This window comes from Actinosynnema sp. NPDC050801, from assembly GCF_040673975.1.
GTDB lineage: Bacteria > Actinomycetota > Actinomycetes > Mycobacteriales > Pseudonocardiaceae > Actinosynnema.
In genome coordinates this window covers 105,951-119,888 of record NZ_JBFAQZ010000004.1, presented here as the reverse complement: position 1 = coordinate 119,888, position 13,938 = coordinate 105,951, and the positions used below count along the sequence as shown (strand labels likewise).

Sequence of the window (13,938 nt, the reverse complement as noted above, 5' to 3'; positions counted from 1 at the left end):
CCGGGCGAGCCCGGCCGGACAAGTTACCGACTGGTAGCGTGCGACGGCGACGAAGGGAGAACCCCGGTGCTGTTCGACCCGAACACCTACGACCCCGGACACCTGGACGCGGAGAGCCGCCGACTGCTGCGCGCGACCATCGACTGGTTCGAGGAGCGCGGCAAGCGCCGCCTGATCGCCGACGACCAGGCGAAGGTCTGGTACACCGAGTTCCTGGACTTCGTCGCGCGCGAGAAGCTGTTCGCCACCTTCTGCACGCCGGCGTCCGAGGCCGACGGCAATCGCGCCTCCCATGGCCACGACAAGCGCTGGGACGCCGCGCGCAACGCCGCGTTGAGCGAGGTCCTGGGCTTCTACGGGCTGCAGTACTGGTACGCCTGGCAGGTCACCGTGCTCGGCCTCGGTCCGATCTGGATGAGCGACAACGCGGTGGCCCGCAAGAAGGCCGCCGAGCTCCTCGACCGGGGCGCGGTCTTCGCGTTCGGGCTGTCCGAGAAGGAACACGGCGCGGACGTCTACTCCACCGACATGGTGCTCACGCCCACCGCCACCGGCTTCACCGCGACCGGCGGCAAGTACTACATCGGCAACGGCAACGTGGCGGGCATGGTGTCGGTCTTCGGGCGACGCGCGGACGTCGAGGGCCCCGACGGGTACGTGTTCTTCGCCGTCGACTCGCAGCACGAGAAGTTCACCCTGGTCAAGAACATCGTGGACTCGCAGATGTTCGTCAGCGAGTTCCGCCTGGACGACTACCCGGTCACCGCGGACGACGTCCTGCACACCGGTCCCGACGCGTTCAGCGCCGCCCTCAACACCGTCAACGTCGGCAAGTTCAACCTGTGCACGGCGTCGATCGGCATCAACGAGCACGCGTTCTACGAGGCCGTCACGCACGCGCACAACCGGATCCTGTACGGCAAGCGGGTGACCGACTTCCCGCACGTCCGGCAGAGCTTCGTGGACGCCTACGCCCGGCTCACCGCCATGAAGCTGTTCGCCGACCGCGCGGTGGACTACTTCCGCAGCGCGTCCCCCGAGGACCGCCGCTACCTGCTGTTCAACCCGATCACCAAGATGAAGGTCACCAGCGAGGGCGAACGGGTCGTCGACCTGCTCTGGGACGTGATCGCGGCCAAGGGCTTCGAGAAGGACACCTACTTCTCCATGGCCGCCCGCGACATCCGCGCCCTGCCGAAGCTGGAGGGCACGGTCCACGTGAACCTGGCCCTCGTGCTCAAGTTCATGCCGAACTACCTGTTCCAGCCGACCGAGTACGCCGACGTCCCGACCAGGCACGACCCGGCCGACGACGACTTCTTCTGGCACCAGGGCCCCGCCCGCGGCCTGGGGCGGATCCGGTTCCACGACTGGGAGACCGCCTACCGCGAGCACGCCCACGTGCCCAACGTGGCCCGCTTCCACGAGCAGGCCCGCGCGCTGCGCACCCTGCTCACCGCGGCGGCGCCCGACCAGGAGCAGCAGCAGGACCTGGACTTCCTGCTCAACCTCGGCCACTTGTTCACGCTGGTCGTCTACGGCCAGTTGGTGCTGGAGCAGGCCCGCGTCACGGACCTGGACGCCGACCTGCTGGACCAGGTGTTCGACGTCCTGGTGCGCGACTTCTCGGCCTACGCGGTCGCGCTGCACGGGAAGGCGTCGTCCACCGAGGCGCAGCAGCGCTGGGCGGTCGAGCAGGTCCGCAAGCCCGTTGTCGACCGGGCCCGCTTCGAACGGGTGTGGGGCGAGGTGGCGGCGCTGTCCGGCGCGTACGAAATGCGTCCGTGAGCCGTTCGGGGTAAGGCGGTGGCGCGTTCACCACTGCCTTACCCCGAAGCCGCCGGTAAACCATTGGATACGCCGGGTAGGCCGCACCGGTCGCGGCAATGGCACTAATCACGGCCACTCCGAGCGGACGGGTCGCGGTACCGCCCGGCGGGTGAGCGCGCCCTTTGTCCCGCACCCGTCGGCCGATCGCGTCTTGACTGGTGGGTGCACGTCCGTGTTTCGTCGTCAGCTACCGACGAACCGGAGGGAATCGCGCGCATGACCGCGTCCAAGGCACTGCGGGCCCTGCGGGAGGCGATCGTCCTGGAGCACCTGGAGTCGGAGAACGAACACGAGTTCGACACCACCGTGGGCACCTTCGACCACCCGCGCTGCGAGATCGTGGCGACCGGGCAGGTGTTCGACGGCCGGGCCGAGGTCGCCGGGTACTACGCCCGCGTCCGCGACGCGTTCCCCGACCAGCGCAGCACGCTGGTGGAGCTGCACCACGCCGACGGCGCGGTCATCGTGGAACTGGAGCTGCGGGGCACCCACCTGGGCAGTCTCCGCGGCGAGGAGCCGACGGGGAGGTCCTTCCAGGTGCGCACGACGGCGTTCTTCGTGTTCGACGACGCCCGCCTGGTCGGCAAGCGGGTCTACGGCGAACAGGTCGGTCACGCGCCCGCGCTGAGCAGGTGAGTGGCACGCGATTCGGGCCGCCACCCCCCGCGGTGGGGAGTGGCGGCCCGAAAAGATCCAGGTCCTGGTGGTGACCCGGATTAGGTCAGAGCGGTCGAACCGCCTGTGCTTGCGGGCCCTTCTGGCCCTGGCCGATCTCGAACTCCACCCGCTGGTTCTCTTCCAGAGTGCGGTAGCCGTTGCTCTGGATCTCCGAGTAGTGCACGAACACGTCGGCGCCACCGTTGTCCGGGGAGATGAAGCCGAAGCCCTTCTCCGCGTTGAACCACTTGACGGTGCCCTGAACTGCCATCTTGCTACTTCTCCTCTAACAGGTGCCGGATCGCGCTTGCGACCACCGGGTCAGCTAGGGCCCCGGCCCTTCCTGGCGAGGAAAGTTCGGCGCCCGCAACTCCGTTCCGCGAGCGTGGTGGAACACGAACACAGAAACGTACGACCGAAGACAGTCAACCATGAGATCCCGCCGGCAGTCGAGCGGAAGAATGCGGCGAGTCGCACTGCTACGGTGGGCGAGGTTGCGCTCACAGGGGGTCTCCGATGCCTGAACCGATGTTGGTCTCCATCGCCGCTTCGCTCGCCACGCGCGCCGTCGCGGGCTTGTACGAGCTGGTGCGCGCGAAGTTCGCCGACGATCCCGCGGCCACCCTGGCGCTCACCGCCGCCGAAGGCGCGGCCGAGGACTCACCCCAGGTCAGGGAACTGAGCGAGGCGTTGGAGCGGACCGTCGAGGCGGATCCCGGGTTCGGCGCCGAGCTGCGCGCCCATCACGCCGTCACGCAGAGCGGTCGGGTGTCCAACCAGATCTCCGGCACGGTGCACGGCAACGTCCTGCAAGCGGGCGACATCCAGGGTGGCGTCAGCTTCAAGTAGGCCCGACGGGTGAAGATGGGGTGGTGTACTCGCTCCACCTGCCGCAAGCCCGGTTGCTGTTCTTCTTCCTCGGGCTGGTGCTCACCTTCGTGTTCATCAGGATCAGCGTCCGGCTGATCCGGGCCAAGGTGCGGTGGTGGCCGGGCAACATCACCCCTGGTGGCACGCACATCCACCACGTCGTCTTCGGCGCCGTCTTCATGCTGCTCGGCGGCGTGATCGGGCTGGCGGCGCCGGATGACGAGCACGGGGTGCGGGTTGCCGCAGCGGCCCTGCTCGGCGTCGGCGCGGCCCTGGTCCTCGACGAGTTCGCGCTGATCCTGCACCTGCGCGACGTGTACTGGACCAAGGACGGCCGGCTGTCGGTCGACGCGGTGTTCCTGGCCATCGGCATGACCGGCCTGCTGCTGCTCGGCGCCAGACCGCTGGGCTACGACGAGTTCTACGGCGAGGGCGTGGCCCTGCGGGTGCTGATCATCCTGGTCAACCTCGGGTTCGCCATCGTGGCGCTGCTCAAGGGCAAGGTGTGGACCGGGCTGCTCGGCCTGCTGGTGCCCGTGCTGCCGGAGATCGGCGCGGTGCGGCTGGCCCGCCCCGGCTCGCCGTGGGCCCGCTGGCGGTACACCGAGGGCTCGCGCAAGCTGCGCCGCGCGTACCGCCGGGAGGCCCGCATCCGCCAGCCGCTGATCCTGGTGAAGATCCGCGTGCAGGAGTTCATCTCCGGGCGGCACGACGAGGAGGCCTAGACCTCCGGCTCCGCGAAGTCGTTGGTCAGCCACCGCACCGGACGGCCGGTGAACAGCACGAACGTGCCCGACGGGTCGGCGGTCTCCGACTCCGCGAACACCCGCGAGTCCGCGTCCGGCATGTACCGGCTCGCCACCGCGTGCACCTCGTCGGTCGACGGCGCGCGGTCCGCCCGTTCCACCACGCACTCGGCGGTCACGTACCGGTACGGGTAGGTCGGCTGCTGCACGTTCAGGCTGAACGCGCCCGCTCGTTCCAGCAGCCGGGTCTTGCGGGCCGTGCGGCCCTGCGTGCCGGTGAAGAACGTGATCCGGCCGTCGCGGTAGGCGTAGAACACCGGCACGGTCAGCGGGGGGCGGTCGTCGGTGGCGACGCTGAGCACGGCGATGTGCGGCCGGCCGAGGAACTCGTCGCGTTCGGCTTCGGTCATGCGGCGGCTCACGGCGGTCAGACCTCGTACTCGTCGCGCAGGCGCAGCCAGGCCATGGTCGGGGTCTGGGGCCAGCCCTCGGGCGAGTCCTCCCACTCCTCCTGGCGGCCGTACGGGGTGAGGTCGAGCAGGTTGAAGTCCATCCGCAGCCGGTCGACGCCGCGCGCGGTGGTGAAGTAGGTGCGGAACACCTCGTCGCCGTCGCGCAGGAACACGCTCAGGCCGAAGCTCCCGCCCAGGCCCAGCTCGTCGTAGAACGCCTGGCGGGACGAGTACCACGGCACGGTCCAGCCCATCCGCTCGCGCACCGGGGCGATCTCCTCCTGCGGCGCGAGCGACATCAGGACCAGCGTGGTGTCGCGGGCGTTGAGGTGCACCTGGTCGGCGAGGTTGTCGGTGAACGAGCCGCAGCCCGAGCACAGCCAGTCCTGCCCCGGCGCGAGCATGTGGTGGTAGACGACCAGCTGCCGACGGCCGGCGAACAGGTCGGTGAGGCCCACCACGGCGCCGTCGGGCGCGGTGAACCCGTGGTCGGCGCCCAGCCGGACCATGGGCAGCCTGCGGCGTTCGGCGGCCAACGCGTCCAGCGCGCGCGTGAGTTCCTTCTCCTTCACCAGCAGTTCGTCGCGGGCGGCCTGCCACTCCCGCGGCGAGACGACGGTCGGTCGAGCCATCACACACCTCCAAGTTCCCTGAGGGAACTGACCCTACCCCGATCAGTTCCTTGAGGGAACCCATTGGACTACACTCGGTGCCGTGACGCAGCGGACCCGGTTCGGCGACATGGCCTGCTCGATCGCGCGCACCATGGACGTCATCGGCGAGCCGTGGTCACCGCTGATCCTGCGGGACGTCTACGTGGGCATCTCCCGCTTCGAGCAGCTCCAGGAAGACCTCGGCATCTCCCGCAAGGTGCTCGCCGAGCGGCTGAGGTGGCTGGTGGAGCAGGACGTGCTGGAACGGCGCGAGTACTCGGCCAAGCCGCCGCGCCACGAGTACGCGCTCACGCCCAAGGGCACCGAGCTGGTCGCCCTGCTGATGGTGATGGTGCGCTGGGGCGACCGCTGGACGGCGGGCGAGGCGGGTCCGCCCGTGCTCTACCGCCACCACGAGTGCGGCCGGCTCGCGCACGTGGAGCTGCGCTGCTCGGAGTGCGACGGCCCGATGGAGCCGACCGACATCGACGTGCTGCCCGGCCCCGGTCTGGCCGCCCCGGTGCCGACTAGTTGACCAGGATGCCCAGCTCGGCGCAGTCGTCGGCGGTGTCGCCCGCGCACAGGTCCACCGGCTTGACCACGCTCTCGGCCACCAGCGCCCGCACGTTGTCCCGGGTGATCAGGTCCGCGCCCAGCAGCACCGACTTCACGTCCCGCTTCGCCACCAGGTCGCGGGTGTTGCCGGTGGCCAGGTCGTCGGCGCCGCTGAGGTCGCCCCGGGCCACCGCGATGGCCAGCCGCGCCGCCGCCTCGGCCTCGTCGCGGATCGGCTTGTAGACCGTCATGCACTGGTCGCCGCGCAGGATCGCGCGCAGCCCCTCGACCGTGGCGTCCTGACCGGTCACGGGCACCCGGCCGGCCAGGCCCTTGGCCTTGAGCACCTCGATGGCCGCGGCGGCCAGCCCGTCGTTGGCGGCGACCACGCCGTCCACCGCGCCGCCGTTGGCCGCCAGCATCTGCTCGAACGTGGCCTTGCCGATCACCGGGTCCCACTTGTCCACGGGCTTGCTGTCGACCAGCTTCAACGCGCCCGTGTCGTACTTGGGACCGAGCTTGCGGCGCTGGCCGTCGAAGAACAGGGTGGCGTTGTTGTCCGTCGGCGCGCCCTGCAGCTCGATGATCCGCGCGCCCGGCTTCTCGCCGAGGCACCTCAGCAGGCCCTCGGCCTGCAACTCGCCCACGTTGAGGTTGTCGAACGAGACGTAGTACTCGGCCTGCCCGCCCAGGCTGATGCGGTCGTAGTTGATGACCGGGATGCCCGCTTCCTTGGCCTTGCGCTCGACCTCGGCGCCGCCCTCGGGGCTCAACGGGGTCGTCATCAGCACCTTCACCCCGCGGGCGATCATCGCGTCGGCGATGCTGGCGAACCTCGTCTCGTCGCCCTCGGCGTTCTCGATCACGCCCTCGACGCCCGCGAAGTTCAGCGCCTGCAGCAGCAGCGGCCGGTCCTGCTCCTCCCACCGGTCCGACGACGAGAGGTCCGGCAGGATGACGCCGACGACCGGCCTGGGGGCACGGCTGCCCGTGGGAGGCGCGAGGGGGTCGACCGGCGTCCCGCACGCGGCGGCGGACAGGACGAGCAGACCACAGGACACGGCTGTGACTAGCCTTCGCATTCGCCAACCCCTTGCGCGGGCACATCGACGTGGACGGCGGAAATACGGAATGTCGCGGAATTCCATCCTTCCGGGTGCGGGTTCGTCAAGACGTAGCAACGCCGCAGCTCCGAATGGTCCGCGCCATTCGCTGTACCGGCCTCCCAGGAACATCGAAGTTGCAGGTCGAAGCGTTACGAAGACCATTATCACGCTCCGCACCCGATTGGTCACGGAGCCGGCAGGTACGAAAGGGGACTCCCGTTCGGACGATTTCTGTGCGATGGTGTCGCCTGCCGAACCCTGGCCGGGTGTGTGAGGAGTAGCAGCGTGAGAATCGTCCCCGCAGCGCTGGTGGCCGTGGCCGCCGCGGCGTTGCTCGCCTTGGGCGCCGGGTCCGCCGCCGCCGAACAGGCCACGCCGGACCACGCCGTTGCCGTTGCCGGTTCCAGCATCCTGGTCGACAACCGCGACATGTAGTGACACCCGACGATCCCCGCCCACCGGTTCACCGGAGGGCGGGGATCATCGCGTCAGGGGGCTCAGCCCAGGGCGGTGCCCAGGGCCTGCCAGTCCAGCACCGGCGCGGCCAGGTCGCGGATCGCGGCCAACAGCCCCAGCCGCGCCCGCCGCACGTCGGCGTCCTCGGCCATCACCAGCACCTCGTCGAAGAACGTGTTCACCGGCCCGGTCAGCCCGGTCGCGGCGGCGGTGAACGCGGCCAGGCCCGTGACGCCGGCGGGCACGTCGGCCAGCGCCTTGTGCAACGCCACCTCGGCGGGCTCCACCAGCGCCTGCGGCTCGTACTCGCCGACGGTGTCCGCGGGCACGATCCGCCGCACCCGCTGCAAGGCCGCCACCAGCGCGGCGAAGTCCGGGTCGCCCGCCAGCGCGGTCAGCTCGGCCAACGTCGTGTCGGCCACCGCGGGCGCGTCGGCCAGCGGCAGCACGGCGTTGACGAACCGGTGGTCGTGCCCGGCGTCCAGCAGCTGCTGCTCGTAGCGCCGCACGGTGAACTCGCGCGCGGTGTCCAGCGCCTCCGCCGACACCTCCAGCTCCTGGGCGGCCAGCGCCAACGCCTTGGTCAGCGTGATGTCCTTCAGGTCCGGGAACGCGCGCAGCACGCTCACCGCGCCCAGCGCCGCCCGCCGCAGCCCGAACGGGTCGGAGCTCCCGGTCGGGTTGGCCCCGATGCCGAACAGCCCGGCCAGCAGGTCGAACCGGTCGGCCAGCGACAGCAGGGCACCGGCCGTGGACGACGGCAGCGCGTCACCCGCCGAGCGCGGCAGCTCCATCTCGTACAGCGCCTGCGCGACCTGCGGCGTCTCCCCCGCCCGCTCGGCGTACTCGCGGGCCATCACGCCGGCCAGGCTGGACAGCTCGATCACCATCTGCGAGCCCAGGTCGAACTTGGCCAGCTCGCCCGCCCGCGCCAGGGTGTCGTCGGCACGCCCGATCCCAGCGGCACCGATCCCAGCGGCACCGACCACCTCGGCGAGCCGCTGCGCGAGCGCCGCGATCCGCCCCGCCCGGTCGGCCATCGAGCCCAGCTTGTCGGCGAAGGTCAGCTTCTCCAGCCCGGCCTTCATGTCGGCCAGCGGCGTGCGCAGGTCGGCCCGCCAGAAGAACGCCGCGTCCTCGTACCGGGCGCGCAGCACGGCCTCGTTGCCCGCGCGGACCAGGTCGACGTCCACCTCGCCGTTGGCCACCGCGACGAAGTGCGGCAGCAGCGAGCCGTCCGCCGCGCGCACCGGCAGGTAGCGCTGGTGCTTGCGCATCACCGTGGTCAGGATCTGCGCGGGCAGCTCCAGGTAGCGCTCCTCGAACGAGCCCAGCAGCGGCGTCGGCCGCTCGACCAGGTTGGTGACCTCGTCCAGCACGCCCTCGAAGTCGACCACGCCGCCCACGGACGCGGCCAGCTCCTCGGCGCGCGCCACGATCGCCTCGCGCCGCCGTCGCGCCGAGGCGTCGATGCCGTGCCCGGCCAGGAACTCCAGGTAACCGTCCGCCTCGGACACCTCCACCACCGGCACGTCGGCGGTGCGGTGCACGCGGGTCTTCGGCTCGGCCGCCAACGACGACACCGCGACCGGCACCGGCGTGGTGCCGAGCAGGGCGAGCAGCCAGCGGATCGGGCGGGTGAACGACAGCTTCGGGTCGTTCCACTTCATGTTCTTCTCGGCGCGCAGCTCGGACACGACCTCGCCGAGCAGCCCGCTGAGCACCTCGACCGCGCCGCGACCGGGGTCGGTGCGCACCAGGGCGACGTGCTCGACACCGTTCTCGGTGACCCGGCCGAGCGCGTCGACGTCCACGCCCTGACCGCGGGCGAAGCCCTGCACGGCCTTGGTCGGGTTGCCGTCGGCGTCGAACGCGGCGGACACGCGGGGTCCGCGCACGGTCTTCTCGGCGTCCGGCTCGCGCGGCGCCACGTCGGGCACCAGCACCACGACCCGGCGCGGCGTGCCGTGCACCTCGACCGCGCCGTGCGCCAGCCGGGTCGCGCCCAGCTTGTCCGCCACGGCCTTGCCCACCGCGTCGACGGTGCGCGTCACCTCGGCGGGCGGCAACTCCTCGGTGCCGATCTCGAACAGCAACGTGCCGGCCTCGGTGACCTCGGCGAACGCGTCCGGCACCGGGGCGGCGGCGGGCGCCTCGGCCAGCCCGAGCGGGTGGCCCAGCTCCTCGCGGCGGGCCGCCCACAGCCCGGCGACCTCGCGGGCCAGGCCGCGCATCCGACCGAACGCGCGGGCCCGCTCGGTGGTGCTGATGGCGCCACGCGCGTCGAGCACGTTGAACGCGTGCGAGCACTTCAGCACGTAGTTGTGCGCCGGCACGGGCAGGCGCGCGTCGAGCATCCGGCGCGCCTCCGCGGCGTACTCCTCGAACAGCCGCTTGTTGGCCTCGACGTCGGCGTCGTCGAGGTAGTAGCGGCTCATCTCGTACTCGGCCTGGCCGAACGCCTCGCCGTAGGAGATGCCGGGCGCGTAGGCGATGTCCTTGAAGTGGCCGACGCCCTGCAGCGCCATCATGATGCGCTCGATGCCGTACGTGATCTCCACCGACACCGGGTCGAGGGACATGCCGCCCGCCTGCTGGAAGTAGGTGAACTGGGTGATCTCCAACCCGTCCAGCCACACCTCCCAGCCCAGGCCCCACGCACCCAGCGCGGGCGAGGCCCAGTTGTCCTCCACGAACCGCACGTCGTGCGCCCGGACGTCGATGCCCAGCGCTTCGAGGCTGCCCAGGTACAGCTCCTGCGGGTTACCGGGGTCGGGCTTGAGGATGACCTGGAACTGCGTGTGGGTCTGCAACCGGTTCGGGTTCTCGCCGTACCGCGCGTCGTCGGGCCGCACGCTGGGCTCCACGTAGGACACGCGCCAGGGCTCGGGACCCAGCACCCGCAGCACGGTGGCGGGGTTCAACGTCCCGGCGCCGACCTCGGTGTTGTAGGGCTGCACGACGACGCAGCCCCGTTCGGTCCAGTACCTGGTCAGCGCGAGCAGCGCATCCTGCATGGTCAGCACGGTGGCAGTCTACGAACGACCGGGGGTGGACCTCACAATCGGGTAACCGACCTGGTCAGCCCGGCCGCGGGCCGGTATCACCACGTCCGGCGCGGTGGCTGTGCGACATTGGTGGCAACCCGGGCGGTCCGCCACGCGTCCATTGGGACGTACCCGGGTACATGGGAGGAGTGGGAGTGGACAACCGGCCGCCGAGGCCAGGCGAACCCGATGGGTTCCGCAGGCGACCTGTTCCCCCTCGGAGTCCTTCCGCAGGTCAACCGCCGCGCGGCCAGCAGCCGCCACGGCGCTCCGAGCCGGGGGGTCGACTCGACCCGTCGCCCCGGCGCGGACCCGAGCACCCGACCGGTGGGCCGGTGCGCCCGACCGGCGGACCCGTGCGCCCCACTGGTGGACCCGTGCGCCCGACGAGCGGGCCCGAGCGCCCGACCGGCGAGCGCGGGCACGTGCCCGGCGAGCGGCCGAGGCGTCCCGCGACCGAACCGGTGTCGGGTGAGCGGCCGCGTCCGGGTGTGCCGCGCGGCGACGAGCGCGCCAGGGCGGGCAGCGAACCCGCCGGCCGCCCCCGATCCACCGAACGCCCCCGTCCCGCCGAGGAACGGCGTCCGGCCGCACCGCAGCGGGTCGGTCCGGCGGGACGACCCGCCGGTCAGCGCGCCGCAGGTCAATGGCCGCGGCCCGCGGCAGGCCGCACCGGCCCGCCGCGCCGCCGCCCGCCCGAGCGCCGCACGACCGGCGGCGCGATCTTCGGCCGGACCCTGCTCGCGCTGTTCTCGGTCGCCGTGCTGCTGGGCACCGGCTACGCGTGGGCGAACCTCAGCACGCTGCTGAGCAACATCAGCACCACCGACGTGATCAGCGACGCGGGCGGCGGCGAGAAGCCCGCCGACGGGTCGGTCGACATCCTCATGGTCGGCATGGACAGCCGCACCGACTCCAAGGGCAACCCGCTGCCCCAGGAGATCCTCAACGAGCTGCACGCGGGCAACGAGAACGACGGCGGCCTGAACACCGACACGCTGATCCTGATGCATGTGCCCAACGACGGCGGCAAGGCGGTCGCGGTGTCGTTCCCCCGCGACTCGTACGTGCAGATCGCCGGCGGCTACGGTCGACACAAGATCAACTCCGCCTACGGGTACGGCAAGAACGAGGCCAAGGCCCAGCTGGAGGGCCAGGGCGTCACCGACCCGGCGCAGCTGGAGGTCCAGTCCCGCCAGGGCGCGGCGAAGAACCTCATCACCACCATCGAGGACCTGACCGGCGTCACCATCGACCACTACGCCGAGATCAACCTGGTCGGCTTCTACGAGATCACCAAGGCCGTCGGCGGCGTCGACGTGTGCCTCAACCAGGCCACCCGGGACGACATGTCCGGCGCGAACTTCGCCGCCGGGCCGCAGAAGATCCAGGGCCGCGAGGCGCTGGCGTTCGTCCGGCAGCGGTACGGGCTGCTGCGCGGCGACCTCGACCGCATCGTGCGCCAGCAGGTGTTCATGGCCGGTCTGGCCAAGCAGATCCTGTCCGCGGGCACGCTGTCGGACCCCGGCAAGCTCAGGGCCCTGATCGAGGCGCTGACCAAGTCGATCGTGCTGGACAAGGACTGGGACGTGCTGCGGTTCGCCACCCAGATGAAGGACCTGACCGGCGGAAACCTCAAGTTCGAGACGATCCCGACCGGCAACCCGGAGCTGGCCACGCCCGAGGACGGCACCGCGGTCGAGGTCAACGAGCGCGAGGTGAAGAAGTTCTTCAAGACCCTCAGCGCCGACCCCGGCGCGGCGGGCACCGTGCCGGTGGTCGACAACGCGACGGTGACCGTCGAGGTCCGCAACGCCTCCGGCTCGCCGGGCCTGGCCGGTCGGGTGCTCCAGGCGCTCGTGGCGGAGAGGTTCCTCGACGGCGGCGCCGACAACGCCCCGCCCATGGACACGTCGGTGGTCCGCTACGGCGTCGGCGGCGAGGCGGGCGCGGAGGCGGTGTCGGAGTCGCTGGGCGGCCTCGACCTGGCGCCGGACCCCACCGTCCCGGCCGGTCACGTGCGGGTGTTCGTGGGCGCGGACTACTCCGGGCCGGGCACGCAGAACCTGGCCGGCCGGCCGCTGGTCGGCCTGGACGGCGCCCGGCGGCAGCAGCCGGACACCAGCACCACGACCGAACCGCCCATCACGGCGGACGGGGTGCGCTGCATCAACTGATCGTCTACTCGGGGGGACTGCCGTGGGGAGCTTCATCGGACGGATCCGCTGGCGGCGGGTGCTGATCGCGCTGGGTCTGCTCGCCGTGCTCGCGGCCACGCCGTGGGTGTGGGTGCAGACCAGCAGCGCGGCCTACCGCCACGACGCGGCGGACGTGCCGGACACCCCGGTGGCGCTCGTCCTCGGCGCGGGCCTGACCAGGTCGGGCACGCCCACGCCGTTCCTGGCGGGCCGGCTGGACGTGGCCGCCGACCTCTACCGGCGCGGCAAGGTGGAGGTGCTGCTGGTCAGCGGCGACAACAGCCGCAACGAGTACGACGAGCCGACCGCGATGCGCACGTACCTCATCGGCAGGGGCGTGCCGGAGGACGTCGTGGTGGCCGACTACGCGGGCCTGGACACCTGGGACTCGTGCACGCGGGCCAAGCGGATCTTCGGCGTCGAGCGCGCGACCGTGGTGACCCAGGAGTTCCACCTGCCCCGCGCGGTGGCGCTGTGCCGTTCGGCGGGCATCGAGGCGTTCGGCGTGGGGCACGACACGTCCGGCCGGGTGTCGACCACCACCTACGGGCACTTCCGGGAGGTGTTCGCGGCGGGCAAGGCGATGTGGGACGGCGTCGTGGCCAAGCCCGACCCGCGCTTCCTCGGTCCGCGCGAGATCGGCGTAACCAGCGCTTTGGAGCGTTGAAACGCTACTTTCGGTACGACTACGTTAGCCCGATCGGGCGGTAATTCGGACATCTCGCGTAAGCAACCGCGTTGTCGCGCTTTCCATCTCCGTGGGGTCGGTCGGGGCCCCGGGGGAGCAGGAGGATCGACGGTGCAGATCGACACAGGGGCGTACCAGCGCGTGCTCGGAGATGAGCTCCGCAGCCTGCGCAAGCAGCGCGGATGGACCCGCAAGGAGCTCAACCGCCGGCTGCAGAGCGAGATCTCGCTGCAAACGCTGGCGACCTACGAGCTGGGCACCCGCCAGTGCTCGGTGGTCCGGTTGGTGGAGATCTGCGTCGCGCTGGGCGTGCCCGCGCACCAGGTGCTGGCCCGCGTGCACGAACGCGTGTTCGGTGACGCGCCGGCCGGTCACCTCTCGGTCGACCTGGCCACCGTGGTCGCCGACTCGCGACCGCAGCTGATGCCGCTGCGCCGCTGGGCGCAGGGCCGGCTCGCCCACCTGGTGCCCGGCCAGCCGCCCGAAGTGCACCTCGACCTGCCCGCGTTGGAGTACATGGCGCAGTTGTGCCAGCTCAGCACGGTGGAGCTGATCCGGACCCTGCGGGAGTTGGACCACCACCGGCACCGGTAGCATCGGGGGATCTCCCTCCCCTGACGGATGCAGGAAGTCGGTTGCCGAACACTCCAGGTGCAGACCCAGCCCGCCTGCCGCTGCGC

At 71.2% G+C, this 13,938-nt stretch carries 14 protein-coding genes; 9 read left to right on the top strand and 5 right to left on the bottom strand.

The window, feature by feature from the left end; genetic code table 11:
- Positions 1 to 66 precede the first annotated feature (66 nt).
- Positions 67 to 1,788: an acyl-CoA dehydrogenase gene (locus tag AB0K14_RS10975; RefSeq protein ID WP_360451951.1), complete on the top strand. Its 1,722-nt coding sequence runs from the start codon at positions 67 to 69 to the stop codon at positions 1,786 to 1,788.
- A gap of 258 nt (positions 1,789 to 2,046) precedes the next feature.
- Entirely contained in the window at positions 2,047 to 2,466 is a 420-nt protein-coding gene (locus AB0K14_RS10970; protein ID WP_360451949.1) for an ester cyclase, read from the top strand.
- Between the two features lie 85 nt (positions 2,467 to 2,551).
- Here AB0K14_RS10970 and AB0K14_RS10965 read toward each other — a convergent pair whose 3' ends face one another.
- Positions 2,552 to 2,758, bottom strand: coding sequence for a cold-shock protein (locus tag AB0K14_RS10965; protein ID WP_015098655.1), 207 nt, complete (start codon positions 2,756 to 2,758; stop codon positions 2,552 to 2,554).
- A 245-nt stretch (positions 2,759 to 3,003) separates the two neighbouring features.
- On the opposite strand from AB0K14_RS10965, the gene AB0K14_RS10960 reads away from it, so the two are divergent.
- A complete protein-coding gene (locus tag AB0K14_RS10960; RefSeq protein WP_360451947.1) occupies positions 3,004 to 3,336 on the top strand; it encodes a hypothetical protein in 333 nt (110 codons plus the stop codon).
- A 23-nt stretch (positions 3,337 to 3,359) separates the two neighbouring features.
- Positions 3,360 to 4,082: a hypothetical protein gene (locus AB0K14_RS10955; RefSeq protein ID WP_360451945.1), complete on the top strand. Its 723-nt coding sequence runs from the start codon at positions 3,360 to 3,362 to the stop codon at positions 4,080 to 4,082.
- Here AB0K14_RS10955 and AB0K14_RS10950 read toward each other — a convergent pair.
- Positions 4,079 to 4,525 (bottom strand): pyridoxamine 5'-phosphate oxidase family protein, encoded by a 447-nt coding sequence (locus tag AB0K14_RS10950; RefSeq protein WP_360451943.1) that lies wholly within the window; start codon positions 4,523 to 4,525, stop codon positions 4,079 to 4,081. The genes AB0K14_RS10955 and AB0K14_RS10950 overlap by 4 nt on opposite strands.
- Positions 4,526 to 4,530: 5 nt before the next feature.
- Complete coding sequence (locus AB0K14_RS10945) at positions 4,531 to 5,187, bottom strand: DUF899 domain-containing protein (RefSeq protein WP_360451941.1); 657 nt, start codon at positions 5,185 to 5,187, stop codon at positions 4,531 to 4,533.
- A 109-nt stretch (positions 5,188 to 5,296) separates the two neighbouring features.
- Between AB0K14_RS10945 and AB0K14_RS10940 the strand changes: the two genes are divergently transcribed.
- Positions 5,297 to 5,743, top strand: coding sequence for a helix-turn-helix domain-containing protein (locus tag AB0K14_RS10940; protein WP_360452157.1), 447 nt, complete (start codon positions 5,297 to 5,299; stop codon positions 5,741 to 5,743).
- Here the strand turns inward: AB0K14_RS10940 and AB0K14_RS10935 are convergent.
- Entirely contained in the window at positions 5,736 to 6,845 is a 1,110-nt protein-coding gene (locus AB0K14_RS10935) for a substrate-binding domain-containing protein (RefSeq protein WP_360451939.1), read from the bottom strand. The two genes, AB0K14_RS10940 and AB0K14_RS10935, sit on opposite strands and share 8 nt — an antisense overlap.
- A gap of 309 nt (positions 6,846 to 7,154) precedes the next feature.
- Between AB0K14_RS10935 and AB0K14_RS10930 the strand changes: the two genes are divergently transcribed.
- Complete coding sequence (locus tag AB0K14_RS10930; protein ID WP_360451937.1) at positions 7,155 to 7,304, top strand: hypothetical protein; 150 nt, start codon at positions 7,155 to 7,157, stop codon at positions 7,302 to 7,304.
- Positions 7,305 to 7,366: 62 nt separating this feature from the next.
- On the opposite strand, the gene AB0K14_RS10925 is transcribed toward AB0K14_RS10930, so the two are convergent.
- Positions 7,367 to 10,342: a glycine--tRNA ligase gene (locus tag AB0K14_RS10925; RefSeq protein ID WP_360452155.1), complete on the bottom strand. Its 2,976-nt coding sequence runs from the start codon at positions 10,340 to 10,342 to the stop codon at positions 7,367 to 7,369.
- Positions 10,343 to 10,749: 407 nt separating this feature from the next.
- On the opposite strand from AB0K14_RS10925, the gene AB0K14_RS10920 reads away from it, so the two are divergent.
- The 3 genes from AB0K14_RS10920 (at position 10,750) to AB0K14_RS10910 (ending at position 13,852) form a co-directional block, all read left to right on the top strand.
- A complete protein-coding gene (locus tag AB0K14_RS10920; RefSeq protein WP_360451935.1) occupies positions 10,750 to 12,549 on the top strand; it encodes an LCP family protein in 1,800 nt (599 codons plus the stop codon).
- Positions 12,550 to 12,571: 22 nt separating this feature from the next.
- Entirely contained in the window at positions 12,572 to 13,237 is a 666-nt protein-coding gene (locus AB0K14_RS10915; RefSeq protein ID WP_360451933.1) for an ElyC/SanA/YdcF family protein, read from the top strand.
- 132 nt (positions 13,238 to 13,369) lie between these two features.
- Complete coding sequence (locus AB0K14_RS10910) at positions 13,370 to 13,852, top strand: helix-turn-helix transcriptional regulator (protein ID WP_360451931.1); 483 nt, start codon at positions 13,370 to 13,372, stop codon at positions 13,850 to 13,852.
- The last annotated feature ends 86 nt before the right edge of the window (positions 13,853 to 13,938 follow it).

What these genes read in the sequence shown, in the direction of transcription:
- AB0K14_RS10970 (WP_360451949.1), top strand. Translation starts at nt 2,047, where the DNA reads ATGACCGCGTCCAAGGCACTGCGGGCCCTGCGGGAGGCGATCGTCCTG.
- AB0K14_RS10940 (WP_360452157.1), top strand. Translation starts at nt 5,297, where the DNA reads ATGGCCTGCTCGATCGCGCGCACCATGGACGTCATCGGCGAGCCGTGG.
- AB0K14_RS10925 (WP_360452155.1), bottom strand. Translation starts at nt 10,342, where the DNA reads ATGCAGGATGCGCTGCTCGCGCTGACCAGGTACTGGACCGAACGGGGC.
- AB0K14_RS10960 (WP_360451947.1), top strand. Translation starts at nt 3,004, where the DNA reads ATGCCTGAACCGATGTTGGTCTCCATCGCCGCTTCGCTCGCCACGCGC.
- AB0K14_RS10965 (WP_015098655.1), bottom strand. Translation starts at nt 2,758, where the DNA reads ATGGCAGTTCAGGGCACCGTCAAGTGGTTCAACGCGGAGAAGGGCTTC.
- AB0K14_RS10945 (WP_360451941.1), bottom strand. Translation starts at nt 5,187, where the DNA reads ATGGCTCGACCGACCGTCGTCTCGCCGCGGGAGTGGCAGGCCGCCCGC.
- AB0K14_RS10935 (WP_360451939.1), bottom strand. Translation starts at nt 6,845, where the DNA reads ATGCGAAGGCTAGTCACAGCCGTGTCCTGTGGTCTGCTCGTCCTGTCC.